This window comes from Delftia acidovorans SPH-1 (assembly GCF_000018665.1).
Lineage (GTDB): Bacteria > Pseudomonadota > Gammaproteobacteria > Burkholderiales > Burkholderiaceae_C > Comamonas > Comamonas acidovorans.
The window spans coordinates 791,191-811,407 of record NC_010002.1 but is presented as its reverse complement, the minus strand read 5'-3'; the positions used below and the strand labels follow the sequence as shown (position 1 = coordinate 811,407).

Genomic DNA, 20,217 nt, shown 5'->3' with positions numbered 1-20,217 from the left:
AATCGGCGTCTTGCTGATTTGGCCATTTCAGCGTGGCACCCCTGTGATGTGTACTGCTGGCAAGGAACAGGCCCGACGCCCGTGGGCGGCCGCCACGGGCACGAGAGCGTGAAGATGGCGGAATTATTGCCAATTCCGGCCCCCGGCCGTGTCGTCATTCATCGAGAAAATCAATGGACTCCGGCCGTTGCATGGCCATTGCCCGGGCTGCGGCCCGGCCGCATCAGTCGATGCCGTGGCGCCGGGGCTGCTGCTCGGTGCGGGCGGCCTCGCCATGCAGCCAGGCCAGGAAGGCGGCCACGGCGGGCCGGTGGGCGTTGCGCGTGGGATAGACGGCAAAGTGCGCCTTGACGCGCAGGGCCTGCTCCATGCCGAAGGGAGCGACCAGCCGGCCATCGGCGATGTGGCCGCCCGCGTTCATGGCGCTTTCCAGCGCCACGCCCAGGCCCTGGGTGGCCGCGTCCAGCGACATCTGGGCGCGGTCGAAGCGCACGGCAAAGCGCTCGGGCGCACGCAAGGGGGTGAAGGCCAGGAACCAGTCCGACCACTGGACGATGCTGACGTTGCTCTGGATCAGCGGCACATGCAGCAGCTGCTGCACGCGCGCCAGCCCATGCTCGGCCACGAAGGCGGGGCTGGCCAGGGGCAGCACGCGCTCTTCGAACAGCGGCTCCACCTCCAGGTCCGGCCACTGCGCAATGCCGTAGCGGATGTCGATGTCGGCCTGGCCCAGCGCGAAGTCGCTGTGCGAGTGCGCAGCCGACAGGTTCAGCGCAATGTGCGGGCAGGCCCGCGCAAAGTCCCGCAGCCGGGGCATGAGCCAGAGGCTGGCGATGCTGGGCGCGCAGTGCACGTAGAGGCTGTTGCTCATGCTGTGGCGCAGGTCCTCGGTGGCCGAGACGATGGCCGCCAGCGCGCCGCCCACGCGCTCCAGGTAGGCCTGCCCCGGGCGGCTCAGGCGCACGCCATGCGCGCTGCGCTCGAACAGGCGCACGCCCAGCTGCGCCTCCAGCTTGGCTACCTGGTGGCTGACGGCCGAGGCCGTCAGGTGCAGCTCGGAGGCCGCCAGCGCAAAGCTGCGCCGGCGCGCCACGGCCTCGAAGGCCTGCAGGTGGGCAGTGGTGGGAATGGAGGCCATGGCAAGTTCCTCGAAGACGCCCGGAGGCTGAGCGGCACCCCGGGAGACCCCGCACATAAGCTGAAGAGTCGTCATCTTAGGCTGATGAAACATCGTTTGTCTTCATGCTCGTGACGGCCCAAGATGGCTGCATCCACCACAACCACAGCGGAGACAGGCACATGCTGCTCAAGGACAGGGTCGCCATCATCACCGGCGGCGCAGGGATCAACGGACTCGGTTTTGCCACGGCGCGCCAGATGGCCGCCCAGGGGGCCCGCGTGGCCATCCTCGACCTGGAGCGGGCCGACCCGGCCGGCGCGGCCGCGCGGCTGGGCGACGGGCACCTGGGGCTGGTGGCCGATGTGACGGACAAGCCCTCGTGCGAGGCGGCGGCCGCCGCCGTGCTGCGCGCCTTCGGGCGCATCGACGCGCTGGTCAACAACGCGGGCATCACGCAGGCCGTGGGCACGCTGGAGATCGGCGGGGCCGACTACGACCGCGTGCTCGACGTGAGCCTGCGCGGCACGCTGTACATGTCCCAGGCCGTGCTGCCGTCCATGCGCAGGCAGCAAGCGGGCGCCATCGTCTGCATCTCTTCCGTCTCGGCGCAGCGCGGCGGCGGCATCTTCGGCGGGCCGCACTACTCGGCCGCCAAGGCCGGCGTGCTGGGCCTGGCCCGCGCCATGGCGCGCGAGTTCGGCGGCGATGGCATACGCATCAACTGCGTCACGCCGGGCCTGATCGAGACCGATATCACCCAGGGCAAGCTCGGCCCCGAGCGCAAGCGCGAGATCTCCGCCACGATTCCGCTGGCACGCCTGGGCCGCGCCGACGATGTGGCCGGCGCCTGCGTGTTCCTGGCCAGCGACCTGGCCGGCTATTGCACGGGCATCACGCTCGATGTGAACGGCGGGATGCTCATCCACTGAGCCCCGCGCGCCTGGCCATGGCCTGCATGGCCGCACACAACCCAAGCAAAGGAGACAAGACCATGCAAAGCACGCTTTTCCACCGCGCCGCCCTGGCCGCCTGCGCCCTGCTGCTGCCGGCCCTGGCCTGTGCCCAGGCCGTCAAGCTCACGCTGGGCCACGGCGCGGCGCCCGACAATCCGCGCCACCTGGCCTCGCTGAAGTTCGCCGAACTGGTGAAGACGCGCAGCGCAGGCCGCATCGAGGTGCAGGTCGCCCCCTCGGCCCAGCTGGGCGACGACGCGGCCATGGTCACGGCCCTGCGCACGGGCGCGCTGGACCTGTCGGCCAATTCCCAGGGCGCGGTGGCAGCGGCCGTGCCCGAGTACGCGGCCTATGGCATGCCGTTTCTCTTCGCCACGCCGGCCCGTGCCTTCCAGGTGCTGGACGGGCCGCTGGGCCGGGAGCTGGCCGACAAATCGGCCGCCAAGGGCATGGTGGTACTGGGCTACTGGGACAACGGCATACGCCACATGACCAACAGCAAGCGGCCCCTGCGCAGCGTGGACGATCTCAAGGGCCTGAAGATGCGCACGCCGCCCGACGCGGTGCTGGTGGACATCATCCAGGCCCTGGGCGCCGAGGCCCAGCAGATCAAGTTCGCCGAGCTGTACGTGGCCCTGCAGCAGGGCGTGGTCGATGGCCAGGAGAACCCGCTGGCCAACTTCCACGCCAGCAAGCTGTACGAGGTGCAAAAGCACCTGACGCTGACGGGCCACATGTTCCAGATGACGCCGCTGATCATGGGCAAGCGCAGCTGGGACCGGCTGCCGGCCGCCGACCGCACGCTGCTGACCGAGGCCGCGCAGGAGGCCACGGCCTACCAGCGCCAGCTGGCGCGCGAGGCCGACGACAGGCTGCTGGACGACATCCGCGCCAAGGGCGTGGAGGTGAGCACCATCGACGCGCGGGCCTTCGCCCAGGCCACGGCCAAGGTGCAGGACAAGTGGCTGGCCAGCCCTGCGGGCCCCTATATCGCCAAGGTCGTCAAGGCCGCAGGCGCGCAGTGAAGCGCAGGGAGCCGTCCATGAACCTCATCGAACGCCTGGTCACGGGCCTGTGCCGCGCCGTGCTGTGGGCCAGCACCCTGGTGATCTTCGTGATCCTGGTGTGCAACACCGCGCTGCGCTATGCCAGCGGCGCCAGCCTGCAATGGGCCAACGAGGTGCCCGAGCTGCTGTTTCCCTGGCTGGTGATGTCGGGCGTGGTGCTGGCCGCCGCCCATGGTGCCCACATCACCACCAGCTTTCTGGTCGAGGCGCTGCCGGCCCGCGTGCAGCGCGCCACGGCCGTGCTGGGCTGGCTGGCCGTGGCCGCCCTGTACGCCACGCTGGCCTGGTCCACGCTGAACATGCTGGAGATCGTGCATGACGAGCGCAGCCAGATCCTGGGCATTCCCGGCTCGCTGACCTATGGCTGCGTGATGGTGGGCATGGCGCTGCTGGCCTTGCTGGCCCTGCAGTCGGCCTGGCGCGCCTGCGTGGCGGGCGGGGGCCGGGCATCCGCAGGGGCTGCAGATGCGGCCGATGCCCCAAGTGCCGATGCCGAACCCGCGCGGCCCGTGGCCGCCGCGCACTGGTGAAGGGGGCAGGTCCATGTCCTTCATCATGCTTTTCGTCTTCATGGCGGGCGCCGTGATCGCCATGCCCATTGCCCACGCGCTGCTCATGGGCGCCATGGCGGCGGCGGCCACCTCGGACCGCGTGCCGCTGGACCTGCTGGTGCAGCAGATGGTGGCCCAGGTGCAGAGCTTTCCGCTGATCGCCATCCCGTTCTTCATGCTCACCGGCTCGCTGATGATGGGCGGGCGCCTGGGCGAGGCCCTGGTGGGCGTGCTGTCGGCGCTGATAGGGCGCTTTCACGGCGGGCCGGCCCAGGTGGGGGTGATGTCGTCCACGCTGTTCGGCGGGGTGTCGGGCTCGGCCGTGGCCGATGCCTCGGCCATCGGCTCGCTGATGATCCCGTGGCACAGGCGGCTGGGCTATCCGCCCGCGTTCTCGGCGGCCACGCTGGCGGCGGCGGCCACCATCGACATCCTGATCCCGCCGTCGATTCCCATGATCCTGTTCGCGCTCAGCGCCAATGCATCGATTGCGGCGCTGTTCGTGGCGGGCATCGTGCCGGGGCTGCTGATGTGCGCGGGCTTCATGGGCGTGTGCTGGTGGGTGGGCCGCAGCCGCGGCTTTCCGCGCGACACCACGCCCTTTGCCTGGCCCGCCTTCCGTCGCCACCTGCTGTACGCCAGCCCGGCCCTGCTGCTGCCGGTGCTGATCATCGTGTTCCTGCGCTTCGGCATTGCAACGCCCACCGAGGTGGCCGTGCTGTCCACGCTGTATGCGGGCCTGGTGTCGGCCGCCATCTACCGCGACCTGGGCTGGCGCCGGCTCAACGATGCGGTGGTGCATGCGGGCCTGGCCACGGGCGTGGTGCTGCTGGTGATCATGGCCTCGTCGGCCATCGGCTGGCTGCTGACCTTCGACCGCATGCCCGATGGGGTCGTGCACTGGGTGCAGTCGCATGTGCATTCGGCCTGGCTGGTGATCGTGCTGATGAACCTGCTGATGCTCTTCATCGGCATGTTCATCGACCTGCCGGCCGCCGTGCTGCTGCTCACGCCGGTGTTCGTGCCGCTGGCCCAGAGCATCGGCATGGACATGACCCAGCTCGGAATCATGATGGTCGTGAACCTGGCCCTGGGGCTGTACACGCCGCCCGTGGGCACGACGCTGTTCATCACGAGTTCGCTGGCCCGGGTCAAGGTGGGCCAGACCGTGCGCGAGCTGATTCCCTTCTACCTGGTGGCGCTGGCCGTGCTGGCGCTGGTGTCCTATGTGCCGGCCAGCATCCTGCGCTGAGCCGCGCGCCCTTCCATCCCGAGGAGACGATGCATGAACCAAGAACTGCAACAGCGCCTGGACCGGCTCGCGGCCTGTGCCTGGCGCATACGCCGCCGCGCCCTGCAAATGGGCGAGGTGCAGGGCCAGGGCTACATAGGCCAGGCCCTGGGCTGGGCCGATGTGCTGGCCGTGGCCTATGGCGACGCGCTGCGGCTGCGGCCCGATGAGCCCGGGTGGGAGGGACGCGACCGCTTCCTGCTCTCGCACGGCCACTACGCCATCGCCTTCTACGCGGCCCTGGCCGAGGCGGGCATCCTGTCCGATGAGGAGCTCCAGACCTATGGCAGCGATGACAGCCGCCTGCCCATGTCGGGCATGGCCAGCTATACGCCGGGCATGGAGATTTCGGGCGGCTCGCTGGGCCAGGGCCTGCCGATCGCCGTGGGCATGGCGCTGGCGCTGCGCCACAAGGGCAGCGATGCCTTTGTCTACAACTCCATGTCCGACGGCGAGCTGGACGAGGGCTCGACCTGGGAGGCCGCGCTGTCCGCCGCCCACCACGGGCTGGGCCGGCTGATCTGCCTGGTGGACGTGAACAACCAGCAGGCCGATGGCCCGTCCACGCGCATGCTGGGCTTCGAGCCGCTGGCCGACAAATGGGCCGCCTTCGGCTGGCATGTGCAGCGCGTGGACGGCAACGACCTGGCCCAGGTGGTGCAGGCCTTCGACGCGGCTCGGGCGCTGGCCGAGGACCGGCCCCGCGTCATCCTCTGCGACACGCTGATGGGCAAGGGCGTGCCCTTCCTGGAGCAGCGCGAGAAGAACCATTTCATCCGCGTCGATCCGCCCGAGTGGCAGCAGGCCCTAGCCATCCTGGACGCATCGCAACCCCTGGAGCCCGCCCTGCCATGAACATGCCTCTTGCCACCCCCAAGCCCCGGCCGACCACCTCGGCCATGATCGCCTCCATCGCGGCCGAAGGGCAGCGCGTGCAGGCCGCGCCCTTCGGCAAGGCCCTGGTGGAGCTGGCCGCCAGCCGGCCCGATGTGGTGGGCATGACGGCCGACCTGGCCAAGTACACCGACCTGCACCTGTTCGCCCAGGCCCACCCCGAGCGCTTCTTCCAGATGGGCATGGCCGAGCAGTTGCTCATGGCCGCCGCCGGCGGCATGGCCAAGGAGGGGCTGACGCCGTTTGCCACCACCTATGCGGTGTTCGGCACGCGGCGGGCCTACGACTTCATCCACCAGGTGATTGCCGAGGAAAACCTGGACGTCAAGATCTGCTGCGCCCTGCCCGGCCTGACCACGGGCTACGGCCCCAGCCACCAGGCCACGGACGACCTGGCCATGATGCGGGCCGTGCCGGGGCTGACCATCGTCGATCCCTGCGATGCACTGGACATCACCCAGGCCGTGCCTCAGATCGCGGCGCACCGCGGTCCCGTCTACATGCGGCTGCTGCGCGGCAACGTGCCGCTGGTGCTGGACGAGTACGACTACCGTTTCGAGCTGGGCAAGGCGAAGATGCTGCGCGAGGGCCGCGAGGTGCTCATCATCTGCAGCGGCTTCATGACCATGCGCGCGCTGGAGGCCGCACAGCTGCTGGCCGCCGACAACGTGGGCGCCGCCGTGCTGCATTGCGCCACCATCAAGCCGCTGGATGTTCAGGCCATCGTGCAGGCCGTGGCCAGCGGGCCGCGCCTGGTGGTGGTGGCGGAGAACCATTCGGTGGTGGGCGGCCTGGGCGAGGCCGTGGCCGGCGCCCTGCTGGAGCGCGATGTGCGGCCCGCGCGCTTTCGGCTGGCGGGCCTGCCGGACGCCTTCCTCGATGCGGGCGCCCTGCCCACGCTGCATGAGCGCTACGGCATCAGTGCCCAGGCGCTGGCGGGGCGCATCCGGCAGTGGCTGGGCTGAACGCCCGGCGTTGTGGCGGCGGGCGCACCAGAGCAAAGCAGGGCAGTGCAGATCAGGGCTGCTTGGCCGGATCCCCGTCGCGCAACGCCAGCAGGTAGCCCATGCCGCGCACCGTGTGCAGCAGCTTGACCGCATAGGGATCATCGAGCTTGCTGCGCAGCCTGCACACCGCCACATCCACCACGTTGTTCAGCGCATCGACGGGCAGGCTCCAGACCTGCTGCACCAGTTCGGCGCGCGTGACCACATCGCCCTGGCGCTGCAGCAGCAGCCACAGCACGGCGAATTCCTGGCGAGTGAGGTCCAGTCGCCGGCCGGCACGCTCGACCCGCTTCTTCGACAGGTCCAGCACCAGGTCCGCCAATGTCAGGCGCAGGCCCTCCTGGCCGGCAGAGCCTCGCATCCGCAGCCGTGCACGGGCCAGGAACACCGGCAACCTGACGGGTTTGACCAGGTAGTCATCGGCGCCGTTCTGCAGGCAGAACACCTGGTCCTCCAGACTGTCGTTTGCGGTGACCACGATGGTGGGCGTGTCGCCCGCCTGCAGCAGGGTCTGCAGGACCGCACGCCCGCTCTGGCCAGGCAGGTCCAGATCCAGCACGAGCAGGCTGTAGGCGCGGCTCAGTGCGAGGTTGCGGCCCTGCAGACCGTCATGCACGACATCCACGTTGAATCCGTCCTGGCACAGGCCCTGGCACAGGTACTGCGCCGATGGCGGGTGGGCATCCACGATCAGGATCTTCATGTCATTTCCTTCGCACGCGGCCACAGGCGAGGCTCAGGCCAGCACCTGCCGGAGGATCTGCTGCTGCCGCCTGGCCCATTTCGTGCCAACGCGAATGGCATCGCGCTGCTGTGAGGAGGCAGAAGCGAAGAAGACCGTTTCACTGATCTGCAGGCGGTGAAACAGCCGCCGCATCTGCAGGGATCGGGCCCTCAGCGAGCCTTCAGGCGCCAGGGATTCCCCGTGCTGCGCCGAGAACATGGACGCGGCCTGCTCCAGGCAGCGCAGGGCATCGGGCGTGGTCGCGGGCACGGCACGGGGCTCGCACAGCCGGGCCTTCGCCACCAGGCGGTTGTGGCCCACCACCAGCCCCCAGGGACGCATGGCGGTCGAGGGATTGACCGACAGCGCCTCCAGCTTGGTGAGCCCGAACACGCGCGCCAGGCGCAGGCGCATGGCCAGCAGCGGGGCATCTGGCTGTACGGCCTCGATGGCCGCGAGGGCCTCCTGCTCGTTGTCACCGCCCACGGGCAGCAGCAATGAACGCAGCAGCAGCCCGGCCAGCACGTCCCCCTTGGCCGCTGCAGCATGCAGCAGGGCCACGCCCTGTTCCATGGGCTCGATGTGCGTGGCATCACGCAGCACCAGCGCACCCAGGCGGCGCTCGGCCTCGGGCAGCCCGTGACGTGCCGCCTTCTCCAGGCAAAAGCGTGCCAGGGTGGGATTGGCCACCGAGCTGCGGTAGTCGGAGCAGATGCGGAACAGGTGCAGCCAGGCGGTGACGATGCCGCCATCGGCAGCGCGCAACAGCAGGGCTGCGGCCTTGCGCAGGTTCTGCGCATTCACGAGGGTTTCGGGAGCCAGGTGTGCACAGGGCAGCCCCGAAAGCGCCCGTCCAAGCACGTGGCAGGCGCGCACGTCGCCATTGGCGGCGCACCGGTCCAGGCTGGCTTCGATACAGCCCACGGTCAACCGTCCCAGGCCATGGCCCGCCACCTCCGCCTGGTGGACCAGGTCGGCAATGAGCTGCTGCATGACCGGGCCATGAGCGGCATGAGGCAGGTCGCGCAGGAGCTCCAGCATCCGCACGGCGCGGTGCGACTGGCCCATGGCCATGGCCTGCCGGGCCTCGCAGGCCATGACTTCGGCAATGTCCAGCGGCTGTATGGCGCGCAGGATCTGCAACGCCTGCAGCAGCTCGCCGGATGTGTGCGCAGACACGCTGCTTGCCAGATGGCTTGGCAGGGCGGCGCTGCACTTGCCAAGGCACTCCAGAGCCAGATCGAGCTCCCCCCGGATGAGATGCCATGCGGCAAGCTTCTGGCGCCCGACATCCTCGTACTCCGCCGCGATCCTCAGGGTCTCCAGCAGCCCGTGCTCCAGCAACTCCCTGAGCGGCAGATGCAAGGCTATGCAGACCGAGGCCTGGCGCCTGGCCTGAGGCAGTGCGGCCTGCAGGTACTCCAACCCCACCGGGATGCTCCTGGAAACGCCGGGTCCCCCGGTCAGATACGCCTCCCCGAGCTGAAGCCTGGCACCCGTGTCCCCTCGCCTGGCCAGCATCCTCAGCTTGACATCCTCGCGCCGCATTTTTCTGTCCCCTCCTATCTTGCGATACCCGCTCTCAGCCGTATCAACAACCCGATACGAATTGATTTTTTTCTTCTTTACCGATTCAACCCCCGTGATGCTATCAATCTCCAGAATCCATCTACCCAACAGAAAAGTGACATTCAAGACATATTGAAGAAAGACAACTGCCATGAATGGAATTGCAATCCATTGGTGTTGGCCGGACGGAACATGTCGAGCCCCAAAAACCTGTGATTGGCTTGCCACCCCCCGTCGATTCCTTTTCAAGACTCCTGGCGCCGTCCTGTGAATTCTAGTATTTACAACAGCATCCGTTTTGAAATGGATGCGCATGGAATCCACATTCAATACAAGGACCAGGCATGAAATTCAATCGTATATTGGCGGCCGCACTGCCCGTCATTTCGCTGGCGGCCAGCGCGCAGTCATCCATCACCCTGTTCGGCATCGTTGACGTCAATGGGCGCTACGTGAAGAACAGCGATCTGCCCAGCAACATGACCATGAACAACAGCGGGCTGTCATCGGGCCGGTTTGGCTTTCGCGGCACCGAGGATCTGGGCGGCGGATTGAGGGCCGAGTTCTGGCTGGAGTCAGACCTCTATGCCGACACCGGCACGACAAACGCCAATGGCAAGTTCTTCCAGCGCCGCTCCACGGTGAGCTTGGCGGGCGGCTTCGGCGAGCTGCGCCTGGGCCGCGATTTCACGCCGGCCGCGCAAAATCCCACCAAGTTCGACCCGTTCAACGTGATCGGCCTGGCAAACTCCAACATCATCAGCCGCCTGCCCGGCACCTTCTCGAACTACTACCGCAGCGACAACGCCATCCAGTACTTCACTCCCAAATGGAGCGGTTTCCAGGCAGAAGTGATGTATGCCCTGGACGAAGACCCGGTGAGCAGCGCCGGCCGCCATTTCGGCAGCCGCCTGACCTACGACAGCGGCCCTCTGAACCTGGCGCTCACCTATGGCTCGACCGATGTGAACGCTGCGGGCACCAAGCTCAAGCAATACGGCGCAGGCGCCTCCTACGATTTCGGCTTTGCCAGGCTGATGGGGTATTTCCAGCGCGAGGACCTGCCCTATGGCACCTATGGAACCCGCATCGCGGGCTCCGAGGACCGCTGGCAGGTCGGCCTTACCGTGCCCGTGGGGGCGAACTACATCCGCGCCTCCTATGTGCGCACCGATTCGCGCCGTGGGCCGGTGGCCTTCAATGGCAGCGATGCCAACAGGTATGCGATCGGCTATGTGCACAACCTGTCGCGGCGCACGGCACTGTACGGAACCCTTGCACGCGTGACCAACAAGGGCGGGGCCAATTTCAGCCTCAATGGCGGCACCACCGGACTGGCTGCGGGCGGCAGCTCCACAGGCGCTGAACTCGGCATGCGCCACAGTTTCTGAAGATTGCCACGCATTTGCGGCAATATGGCTGAAATGTCATCCGGCTGCCCGGATATATAGAAGCCGATGACTCTACAGTCTCCGCCATGGACTGAATACAGTTCATGGCGGATTTCATGAATCCGCCCATGTATCCGCCCTATTTCGGAGGCATATTCAATGAAATCCATATTCATATTTGGCACCGCAGCAATCGTCATGGCTGCATTGCCGGCCCATGCGGAACGCTTTGCAAACGGAAAATCCTATTACGGATCGCCCGCGCCTGCGGGCGTCTACCGTACTGTCGATCTATCGCAGAAAGGGCCCATCAATATCGCCTGCGGCGAAACCGTGAATTTCACCAGCCAGGGCCGCACATTCGCGTGGAAGGTCAGCTCCATCCAGCACAACCATGTCCCGGTGGCGCGCTTTGCGCCGCCCGGTTTCGACACGCAGGGCAAGAGCATCTTCGTCATGCCCGGAGAGCATGAGCTGGGCGGCTGAAAGCGCCGTTGGCAACGAAAAGGGCCCGCAATTCGCGGGCCCTTTTTTGCTGGAGGCAGGCCGAAGCTCAGGCCGCCAGGGCGCCGCGCATGGCGTCGATCACGGCCTTGTAGTCAGGCTTGCCGAAGATGGCGCTGCCGGCCACGAAGGTGTCGGCACCGGCATCGGCCACGCGGCGGATGTTGGTTTCCTTGATGCCGCCGTCCACTTCCAGGCGGATGTCGCGGCCGCTGGCCTCGATGCGCTTGCGCGCGGCCTCGATCTTGCGCAGCGTGCTGTCGATGAAGCTCTGGCCGCCGAAGCCGGGGTTCACGCTCATCAGCAAGATGAGGTCGATGTCGTCGATGACCCAGTCCAGCACGTCCAGCGGGGCGGCGGGGTTGAACACCAGGCCGGGCTTGGCGCCCTGGGCGCGGATGTTCTGGATGCTGCGGTGCACGTGGGCCGTGGCATCGGGGTGGAAGCTGATGTAGTCGGCACCGGCCTTGGCGAAGGCCGTGGCCAGTTCGTCCACGGGCGAGACCATCAGGTGCACGTCGATGGGCACGGGCTGGCCGTCGGGCGTCTTCGCATGGGGCTTCAGGGCCTCGCAGATCATGGGACCGAACGTGAGGTTGGGCACGTAGTGGTTGTCCATCACGTCGAAGTGGATCCAGTCGGCGCCGGAGGCGATCACATTCTTGACCTCATCGCCCAGACGGGCGAAGTCGGCAGACAGGATGGAGGGGGCGATGCGGTAGGTGGGGCTCATGGCCTGCGATTGTCGCAGCTAGCCCATGCCGGCACCAGCGACGGCACAAAGCCATGGGCGGCGGCGCGTGGGGGCGTTCGCAAGCCGGTACATTGCGGGCAGTTACCATTGCCGCCATGCCCATGAACGAGTTCCAGGTCCAGGTCCGCCCCGCCTTTTTGCCAGAGCAATCCGCTCCAGCGGCGGGCGTATACGCCTTCTCCTACACGATCACCGTGACCAATACCGGCCAGGTGCCGGGCCAGTTGATCGCGCGCCACTGGATCATCACCAACGAACTGGGCCATGTCGAAGAGGTCAAGGGCCTGGGGGTGATCGGCCGCCAGCCGCTGCTGCAGCCCGGCGAGACCTTCGAGTACACCAGCGGCTGCCAGCTGCGCACGCCCAACGGCAGCATGCAGGGCAGCTATCTGTGCATCAGCCACGAGGGCGAGGTCTTCGAGTGCCCCATCCCGCGCTTTCATCTGCAGTCGGGCGCTGGCGGCGACAGCTTTCCAGACCCTGACAACCGCGTGCTGCACTGAGCGCGTTCCTCGGGGGAGGCGCTAGTCTTCCGCCCTGCCGCAAGACCCCTACATGAAGCGAATCACCCAAGACCTGCCCGGCCTTCTGGCCGCACTCGACCCCGAGGCCGACCTCGCGCACCGCCATATCTGGCTGATCCACCTGCTGGAGTGGGTGCGCGCGCCCAAGCCGTCGGTGGACGGCGCCGTGCAGCGTGTGCAGTTGCTGGTGGAGGCCGTGGAGGCCGACCCGGCCGTGCGCCAGCGCCTGCATGCCTGGTGGCTGCGCTTCATCGACACCGTGGACATCACGGCGCTGCTGGCCGATTTCGGCTTTGCACCGCGCACCAACATGTTCAGCGAGCTGTCCGAGCGCGCACGCTACAAGCTGCTGCCCAGCACGCCGGAGACGGTGGATGCTTCCGAGCTGTTCATGCTGGCCATGCCCGACGAATTCGACGCGCGCTGGCTGCACGCGCTGGAGGCGCCGCTGCTCGAACGCATCGCACTGCTGCTGACCGACGGCAGCGAGGGCCAGGGCAGCAGCTTCTGGCAGAACAGCCTGCTGGGCTCCATCACCTATTGCACGGGGCAGATCCTGTCCACAGGCTTTTCGCCCGAACTGCGCCTGCGCATGGACGAGCAGGCGCGCGACGACCAGCCCTTCCACGCCCTGATCCACGACGCAGAGAGCCTGCGCGTGGAGGTGATGCACGCGCTGCGCACCAATGACCGGCGCGATGCGGCCGAGGCCCGGCTGCGCGAGCGCCTGGATGCCTGTCGCGCGGCCGTGACATCGGTCTACACACATTTCGAGTCCGAAGGGATTTCGGTGGGCCTGGTGTTCCGCCTGCGCCAGCTGCGCGCGCGCATCCTGCGCGTCAGGCGGCTGCTGGACTGCCTTGTGGCCGACAACCGCGCCACCGAGACGGCCGACCTGCTGGCCAACCTGGTGTCCGTGGGCATCGAGCGGCGCAGCCTGCGCGCGCTGCTGTCCACCAACACCTCTCTGCTGGCGGCCAAGGTGGCCGAGCGCAGCGCCGAGACCGGCGAGCACTACATCACCCGCACCGGCCGCGAATACCTGTCCATGGCAACCAAGGCCGCCGGCGGCGGCTTCGTGATGGCCTTCACCACGCTGCTGAAGTTCGCGCTCTACGCGCTGGGGCTGTCAGCGTTCTGGGGCGGGCTGGCGGCGGGCATCAACTACTCCATCAGCTTTGTGCTGATCCAGCTGCTGCACTTCACGGTGGCGACCAAGCAGCCGGCCATGACGGCACCGGCCATGGCCGCCAAGCTCAAGGACCTGCGCGCCAGCGAGGCCATCGAGGAGTTCGTGGACGAGGTCGCCCACCTGGTGCGCTCGCAGGTGGCGGCCGTGCTGGGCAACGTGTTGGTGGTGCTGCCCATGGTGCTGCTGCTGTCGCTGGGCTATGCCCAGCTGTTCGGCCACACGCCCATCGACGGGCCGCATGCGATTGCGGTGCTCGACTCGCTGAGCCTGCTGGGCATGTCGCCGCTGTTCGCGGCCTTCACGGGCGTGCTGCTGTTCGCCAGCAGCCTGATCGCGGGCTGGGCGGAGAACTGGTTCGTGCTGCGCCGGCTGGACTCGGTGATCCGCTACAACCCCGGCATCACGCGCTGGCTGGGCGCCAAGCGTGCCGACCGCTGGGCGCATTTCTGGCGCAAGAACATTTCGGGCTTTGCCGCCAACGTCTCGCTGGGCATGATGCTGGGCCTGGTGCCCGCGTTCGCGGCCTTTTTCGGCCTGGGGCTGGAGGTGCGCCACGTCACGCTGTCGGCAGGCCAGATCGGTGCCGCCATGGCGGCCCTGGGCTGGCAGGTGCTGCACTCCGACATGTTCTGGTGGGCGGTTGCCCTACTGCCGGTCAATGGCGCGTTGAATGTCACTGTCAGCTTTTATCTGGCATTCCGCGTTGCGATGAGGGCACACAATGTCAGCGGAGTCGACCGCTCGCGCATCTATTCGGCCATCCGCCGCCGTCTGCGCACAGCGCCGCTGAGTTTCTTCCGCCCCTGAGCCTGCGGGACCTCGGGAACCACGCGGAACCCACGTGCTGGCGTGCCCGCCCGGCCTTGCAGCCCGGCAGTCACGCCAGTGGATCGCCAACGAAGTGTCCCCGTGCCAGGCGCACGGGACGCGGGCTTGCCCGCGCCGCAGGGAAGGCCCTGCGGAGCTTCGCTTGCGGGCCACTGGCTCGCGCAAAGGACCTCGCTTATGAATGACATGCTGAGCTTCTGGGAACCGTGGCTGCGGCCATCGGCCGGGTTGGCCACGGTGCAATGGTCCCTGCTGCTGGCCGTGGCCACCATGGTGGGTTACGCCTGCCAGCGCCATGCGGCCCTGCCCAAGGTGGTCGGCTATTCGCTGGTCGGCGGCATTGCCGGGCTGATCGGCTTTGGCGCCAATACCGCCTGGCCGCTGCAGGGCACGGGATTGTTCCTGCTGGAGCTGGGCGTGGCCATCGTGCTGTTCGAATGCGGCGGGCGCATCACGCTGCGCTGGTTCCGCCACAACCCCATGGTGCTGGTGCAAAGCGTGGCCGAATCCGCGTTGACCTATGTGCTGGTCTCCCTGGTGCTGGGCTGGCTGGGCGTGGCCCCCGAAGTGGCCGGGCCGCTGGCCCTGGTGGCCATGGCGGCCTCGCCCCTGGTGCTGACGCGCGTGGTGGCCGACATGCGTGCCGCAGGTGCCGTGACCGATCGCGGCCTGGTGCTGGCCACCCTGTCCACGCTGTATGCGCTGGCCCTGGGCAGCGCCAAGGCGGGCATGCTGACGCAGCCCAAGGCGGGCTTCGTGGCCTCGATCATGCCGGTGCTGGTGGTGCTGGGCGTCTCGGTGGCCGTGGCCCTGGTGCTGGCCGTGCTGATGCGCCTGGCGCTGCGCTTCATGAGCCCGGCCAGCGAGAACACCTCCATCCTCTTTCTCACGCTGATCTCGGCCAGCGTGCCCGTGGCCTCGTACCTGGGCGGCTCGGCGCCGCTGGCGGCGCTGCTGGGCGGCATCCTGCTCAAGCAGTTCAACCCGCGCCCCTGGGCCTGGCCCCGCCAGCTGGGCACGGCGGCCTCGCTGCTGACCATGCTGATGTTCGTGCTGGTCTCCACCGTGGCCGCGCAGGCCGACTGGAGCGCGCCGGTGGCCGGCGTGGTGGGCGCCGTGATCCTGGCACGCCTGGTCGCCAAGACCCTGGGCGTGGCCGTGGGCAATGTGGGCACGGGCGCCAACTGGCGCCAGGCCTTCTGGGTGGGCTGCGCCATGGCGCCCATGTCGTCGGTGGCGCTTTTGATCGCCTCGCAGTTCGTGGCCGCCGCGCCCGAGCTGGGCGCGCAGATCGCAGGCGTGGCCCTGCCCACCATTTTGGTGATGGAGGTGCTGGGCGCCGCCCTGGCCACCGTGGCCATCTACCGCTCCGGCGAAAGCTCCCGTCCCTGGAAGCCGCTGAGCCGCACGAATACCGCAGGAGATGAACGTGAGTCTTGAAGCCTTCAACTCGTCCGAACCGCTGACCCTGGGCGTGGAGCTGGAACTGCAGCTGGTCAACACCCACGACTACGACCTGGCCCCCTACGCCGAGGACATGCTGCGCCTCATGCTCAAGAACCCGCTGCCCGGCAGCGTGGTGCCCGAGATGACGAACAGCATGATCGAGATCTCCACCAGCGTCTGCCATTCGGCCTCGGAGGTGCTGGGCCAGCTCAGCCAGATCCGCGATGCGCTGGTCAAAAGCGCCGACAAGCTCAACATCGCCGTGGTGGGCGGCGGCACCCACCCCTTCCAGCAGTGGCATGAGCGGCGCATCTACGACAAGCCGCGCTTCCAGGAGCTGTCGCAGCTGTACGGCTACCTGTCCAAGCAGTTCACCATCTTCGGCCAGCACGTGCACATCGGCTGCCCCGACGCCGACGCGGCCCTGCTCATGCTGCACCGCATGTCGCGCTACATCCCGCACTTCATTGCGCTGTCGGCCTCCAGTCCCTATGTGCAGGGCCATGACACGGCCTTCGACTCGGCGCGGCTGAACTCGGTGTTCGCCTTTCCGCTGTCGGGCCGCGCGCCCTGCGTGCTGCACTGGAGCGAGTTCGAGCAGTACTTCGACAAGATGACGCGCACGGGCGTGGTCAAGAGCATGAAGGACTTCTACTGGGACATCCGGCCCAAGCCCGAGTTCGGCACCATCGAGATCCGCGTGTTCGACACGCCGCTGACCATCGAGCGCGCAGCCGCCCTGTCCGGCTATGTGCAGGCGCTGGCCGCCTGGTTCATGGACACCCAGCCCTTCACGCCCGTGGAAGACGACTACCTGGTCTACACCTACAACCGCTTCCAGGCCTGCCGCTTCGGCCTGGAGGCCGTGTACGTGGACCCGGCCACGGGCGAGCACATGCCGCTGGCCGATCACATCCTCAAGACCATGGATGCCGTGGCCGACTACGCGGCCCGCCATGGCGCCGCGCCCGCCCTGCACCTGCTGCGCAGCGACGTGGCCGCCGGCAGCAACGATGCCCGCTGGCTGCGCGAACGCCAGCGCAGCGAGCAGCTTCTGGCCGAGGTCTCGCGCCAGGCGGCCATGCGCTTTCGCGGTCAGGCCGTGTAGACACGACTGGCACTGCATGCATCCAAGGGCTGCTACCGCAGGTTGTGCGTCAAGCCCTCACGTTCGACAAAGCGGCGTTCCTCCACACAACACGCTGTGGCCCCAGCACAATGAAATTGCGTTGGAGAGGGTGGCCGAGCCTTGGCGGCCTGATCCGCGATGTTCTCCATCAAGTCCGGAGGGTCGCGCCATGCAAGAGGTCAGATGTGCCAGTTGCAACCGCAAACTGGCAATGGGAGTTTTCCAGCAACTAAGCATCAAATGCCCACGCTGCGGAACGCTCAATTCCTTGAGAGCCCATATGAGCCCCGAACCCGAGTGCCTACGAGCGCCCTTGAAGAAAGGAAGCCACCATGGCTCAAGCAACTAAGGTATTAATTGCCGATGGCGACGTGTTGTCCAGCACACCGAACAACGAAGTCATCTATTTCGCATCCAATGCCAGCGGTATTCCTGTGGTGCCGGGATCGCACCATATCTTGCCGACCAACCCCTATACGCTCGTATTCGACGACGCGGGCAAGCCATCCGGGTATGACAGGAAAAACAATCGTCATACTGTTGCGATGGATGTGAAGTTTGTCGAAGACTTCCTTGAAATCGAGTCGTGCCACACGGGCATCATCTCTCGCCACAAGGGCTGGAACAGCGTTCCCTATGTAAGAGGCGACAACCGTGGCGCTGCAGCCATTGCAGGCAAATGGGGCTATGCAGGCGGTAGTGTCGCTCTGGAGGAAATCGAAATCACGAACGATTTCAATAATGGTGAATCGCATCACCCTCCGTCGGCGCAGCATCCAAGAGGTGCTATCGGACAGGCAAAACTTCAGGGTGATCGCTGGTATCGCATGGTGCTTGAAAGCATCGTGTTCCATGGCGCCGTCGGGCACAAGGTTAGATTCATCGACAAACAAACCAAATCCATTGTTTACAAACTACCCATCTACTGGTCGGAATTCTCGGGAAACTATGTATCTCGAGACGACGGCAAGGTGTGTGTGTTCAGCATTCATGATCCGGCCAAGCCCGCAGCAGGTTTTTATTTCACGAACCTGATGAGCTATTGGACGCGCGCCCACAAATCGGTTGCACACCCCTGAGAGTACAGGGGCTTGCAGCCCACGCGGTCAGCCCCCGCCATGCAAGTCAAGGCCTTAGACCCTCAAGGCAGCACCGCCGCCGCACGCGCGGCGGTGATCTGCGCGTCGGCGTCGCGCTGCAGCAGCAGGCGCTGGCGCACCAGGTCCTGGGCCGCGGCCGTGACGGCGCTCACGTAGCCGGCCTGATCGACATACAGCTCCTCCAGTGAAGGCCGCGCGTCACCGGCCGCCAGCCGCGCCGCGCGCGTCTTGTGGAAGGGGATGAAGCTGCCCGTGAGGTTGGACAGGTCCACGATGCCCGGTGTGGCCACGTAGTTGAACTCCATGCTGGTGCCCAGCGGTGCCCGCGCCTCCACGCTGCGGATGCCTGCGCGCGTGAGGCCGGTGGCCGCATCGACCTGGGGCACGAGGATGGCGTAGTCCTTGCCCGTGGCACGCGGCGGCTGCAGCGTGGCGATGCCGCTTTCGTCCTGCGGCACGTATTGCGGGCCGAAGTCGAGCAGCGCAAAGCCGTTGTGGCGCGCCAGGTAGCGGAACTCGGGGATGGCGGTCTGCACGCCGCCCACGCTCCAGCTCAGGCCCTTCATGGCGGGAAAGACCAGCTTGTCGGGCCGCACCAGGGTGCCGTCGGCCAGCTTGGGCACCTGGCTGGCCGGCGGCTCGGTGCCGCGCACCACCCAGTCCTCCAGCGCGACGAACAGCGCGCGGAACGTGTCGTTGAAGTGCACCACGGTGCCGGCCGGATAGACATTGCGCGTGGGCGCATAGCCGATGCTGGCCGTGCCGCCTGCGCCGCCGTGCTGGGTGCTGGCGTAGTAGTAGATGCGCGCATTGGCGGGCTGGGCGATGTCGCGCAGGCCATTGGCATCGGTCAGCACGGGCGAGCCCTGCAGCTGCCAGAACTCCGTGCCCGACAGGCCCAGGAAGAACTTGGGGCAGGTGTTGCTGGCTTCGCAGCGCTTCATCACGCCGCCCTGGCGGCCGCTGACCTCGTCGCTGTAGTCCTTGTCCAGGCCACGCGGCGCGGTCTGTCCGAAGGCCGTGTGGTCGGTGCGCAGGCCGCCCCCGCCGCCGGGCACGGCAAAGCGCGTGTTGATGTTGGTCTGGCGCGCGGCCACGTGGGCATACATGCCGTCGAAGACCTTGCCGCCATCGAGCGCCTGGTTGAAGCCCAGGTGCAGGAAGGTCTTCATGGCATTGCCCGACTGCGAGGTGCCCTGGCCGATGGTGTGCGTGATGCGCCCGGCCAGCGGATTGGCCTTGCCGTCGGCATCGGCCGCCTTGGCGCGGAAGAAGCTCACCGTGTCGCGCAGCGCGGCCAGGCCCACGCCCATGACCTTGGGGTCCTTGGCCACGTAGACCAGCTCGTAGAGGTACTGCGGATCGAACCCGCCCTTCAGGCAGACATTGGTGGCGCTGGCTGTGCCGGGGAAGGGATTGGCGGCGGCATCGCAGCTGGCGAACTTCCAGTCGCCCGCAGGCACGGTCTGGCGCGCATCGGTTTCGTTGATGCGGCGCGTGAGCGAGTAGCCGGCCTGCGTGTTGTCCAGGCTGGCGGGCTCGTAGGGAATCATGGTCCCGTTGAACACGCCGCCGGGCAGGGTCATGGAGGGCACGGCGGCGGCCGGGACCAGCTCGGTGCGGTAGCTGCCCGTGATGCTGCTGCCGTCCTTGTTGCGGGCCACGGGCACGGTGACCGTCAGGCGCGCTGGCGTGGACTTGGGCACATCGCCCTGCCAGGCCGAGTACAGCAGCACATAGCCGCGCTCCAGGTAGACCGCATCGCCGGGCGTGGCCGTGGGGTTGGGCATGGTCAGGATGTTGCCGCGGTTGGGCGCGTCATAGCGCAGCACGCCGCTGGCCTTGGACATGTCCTTGGGCTTGAGCATGACGAAGTCGGTGCTGTACTCGACCATGCCGCGCGCATTGACGGGCGCCAGCGCCAGGTCCTGGATCACGGCGTTCTTCGGGTCGGCCGGGTCCAGCTCGCCGCGCAGCACGCCGGTGACTTTCTCGTAGGCGCCGACACTTCCATAGCTGCCGGCAAAGTCCTCGGTGGCGCTGATGCTCAGCTGCATGCGCGGCGCCTGCGAGCCGGCAGGCGAGTCACTGCCGCCGCAGGCGGTCAGCAGCCCGGATGCGGCCAGGGCAAGGGCCAGTGGATGGGTGGATCTGATGTGCATGTTGTCTCCTT

At 67.2% G+C, this 20,217-nt stretch carries 19 protein-coding genes; 14 read left to right on the top strand and 5 right to left on the bottom strand.

The genetic code is table 11. From position 1 onward, the window contains the following. Positions 1–223 precede the first annotated feature (223 nt). On the bottom strand, positions 224–1,138 hold the full coding sequence (locus tag DACI_RS03740) for a LysR substrate-binding domain-containing protein (RefSeq protein WP_043780540.1): 915 nt from the start codon (positions 1,136–1,138) through the stop codon (positions 224–226). A 161-nt stretch (positions 1,139–1,299) separates the two neighbouring features. Between DACI_RS03740 and DACI_RS03735 the strand changes: the two genes are divergently transcribed. From DACI_RS03735 to DACI_RS03710, 6 genes are all read left to right on the top strand, one after another. Beyond that, positions 1,300–2,049 (top strand): SDR family NAD(P)-dependent oxidoreductase, encoded by a 750-nt coding sequence (locus tag DACI_RS03735; RefSeq protein WP_012202664.1) that lies wholly within the window; start codon positions 1,300–1,302, stop codon positions 2,047–2,049. A 62-nt stretch (positions 2,050–2,111) separates the two neighbouring features. After that, complete coding sequence (locus DACI_RS03730; RefSeq protein ID WP_012202663.1) at positions 2,112–3,098, top strand: TRAP transporter substrate-binding protein; 987 nt, start codon at positions 2,112–2,114, stop codon at positions 3,096–3,098. 17 nt (positions 3,099–3,115) lie between these two features. Further along, entirely contained in the window at positions 3,116–3,670 is a 555-nt protein-coding gene (locus DACI_RS03725; protein ID WP_012202662.1) for a TRAP transporter small permease, read from the top strand. Between the two features lie 13 nt (positions 3,671–3,683). After that, entirely contained in the window at positions 3,684–4,943 is a 1,260-nt protein-coding gene (locus tag DACI_RS03720) for a TRAP transporter large permease (RefSeq protein ID WP_012202661.1), read from the top strand. A gap of 33 nt (positions 4,944–4,976) precedes the next feature. Next, complete coding sequence (locus tag DACI_RS03715; RefSeq protein ID WP_012202660.1) at positions 4,977–5,837, top strand: transketolase; 861 nt, start codon at positions 4,977–4,979, stop codon at positions 5,835–5,837. Further along, positions 5,834–6,841, top strand: coding sequence for a transketolase family protein (locus tag DACI_RS03710; protein WP_012202659.1), 1,008 nt, complete (start codon positions 5,834–5,836; stop codon positions 6,839–6,841). The genes DACI_RS03715 and DACI_RS03710 overlap by 4 nt, the downstream gene beginning before the upstream one ends. A 52-nt stretch (positions 6,842–6,893) precedes the next feature. On the opposite strand, the gene DACI_RS03705 is transcribed toward DACI_RS03710, so the two are convergent. Next, positions 6,894–7,586 (bottom strand): winged helix-turn-helix domain-containing protein, encoded by a 693-nt coding sequence (locus tag DACI_RS03705; protein WP_012202658.1) that lies wholly within the window; start codon positions 7,584–7,586, stop codon positions 6,894–6,896. Positions 7,587–7,619: 33 nt separating this feature from the next. Next, on the bottom strand, positions 7,620–9,038 hold the full coding sequence (locus DACI_RS03700; protein WP_225971034.1) for a hypothetical protein: 1,419 nt from the start codon (positions 9,036–9,038) through the stop codon (positions 7,620–7,622). Between the two features lie 482 nt (positions 9,039–9,520). On the opposite strand from DACI_RS03700, the gene DACI_RS03695 reads away from it, so the two are divergent. Together DACI_RS03695 and DACI_RS03690 are read left to right on the top strand one after the other, a co-directional pair. Further along, complete coding sequence (locus DACI_RS03695; protein ID WP_012202656.1) at positions 9,521–10,567, top strand: porin; 1,047 nt, start codon at positions 9,521–9,523, stop codon at positions 10,565–10,567. Positions 10,568–10,765: 198 nt separating this feature from the next. Continuing rightward, positions 10,766–11,053, top strand: coding sequence for a CzcE family metal-binding protein (locus DACI_RS03690; protein ID WP_225971033.1), 288 nt, complete (start codon positions 10,766–10,768; stop codon positions 11,051–11,053). Between the two features lie 67 nt (positions 11,054–11,120). On the opposite strand, the gene rpe is transcribed toward DACI_RS03690, so the two are convergent. Then, positions 11,121–11,804, bottom strand: coding sequence for a ribulose-phosphate 3-epimerase (rpe, locus tag DACI_RS03685; protein ID WP_012202654.1), 684 nt, complete (start codon positions 11,802–11,804; stop codon positions 11,121–11,123). 116 nt (positions 11,805–11,920) lie between these two features. On the opposite strand from rpe, the gene apaG reads away from it, so the two are divergent. The 6 genes from apaG to DACI_RS30925 all read left to right on the top strand — a co-directional run bounded on the left by apaG (position 11,921) and on the right by DACI_RS30925 (position 18,023). Further along, complete coding sequence (apaG, locus tag DACI_RS03680) at positions 11,921–12,328, top strand: Co2+/Mg2+ efflux protein ApaG (protein ID WP_034367895.1); 408 nt, start codon at positions 11,921–11,923, stop codon at positions 12,326–12,328. A 52-nt stretch (positions 12,329–12,380) separates the two neighbouring features. Beyond that, entirely contained in the window at positions 12,381–14,348 is a 1,968-nt protein-coding gene (locus DACI_RS03675; protein WP_012202652.1) for a site-specific recombinase, read from the top strand. A gap of 198 nt (positions 14,349–14,546) precedes the next feature. Further along, positions 14,547–15,809, top strand: a complete 1,263-nt coding sequence (locus DACI_RS03670) for a cation:proton antiporter (protein ID WP_012202651.1) — start codon at positions 14,547–14,549, stop codon at positions 15,807–15,809. Further along, positions 15,799–16,923, top strand: a complete 1,125-nt coding sequence (locus DACI_RS03665; RefSeq protein WP_013804717.1) for a YbdK family carboxylate-amine ligase — start codon at positions 15,799–15,801, stop codon at positions 16,921–16,923. The genes DACI_RS03670 and DACI_RS03665 overlap by 11 nt, the downstream gene beginning before the upstream one ends. After that, positions 16,829–17,293: a Com family DNA-binding transcriptional regulator gene (locus DACI_RS32750; protein WP_318773081.1), complete on the top strand. Its 465-nt coding sequence runs from the start codon at positions 16,829–16,831 to the stop codon at positions 17,291–17,293. The genes DACI_RS03665 and DACI_RS32750 overlap by 95 nt, the downstream gene beginning before the upstream one ends. Then, the gene (locus DACI_RS30925) at positions 17,277–18,023 is read left to right on the top strand and encodes a hypothetical protein (RefSeq protein ID WP_012202649.1); all 747 of its coding nucleotides are present in this window, start codon (positions 17,277–17,279) and stop codon (positions 18,021–18,023) included. The genes DACI_RS32750 and DACI_RS30925 overlap by 17 nt, the downstream gene beginning before the upstream one ends. A gap of 62 nt (positions 18,024–18,085) precedes the next feature. Here the strand turns inward: DACI_RS30925 and DACI_RS03655 are convergent, their stop codons facing one another. Further along, positions 18,086–20,206 (bottom strand): alpha/beta hydrolase domain-containing protein, encoded by a 2,121-nt coding sequence (locus DACI_RS03655; RefSeq protein ID WP_012202648.1) that lies wholly within the window; start codon positions 20,204–20,206, stop codon positions 18,086–18,088. Between the last annotated feature and the right edge of the window lie 11 nt (positions 20,207–20,217).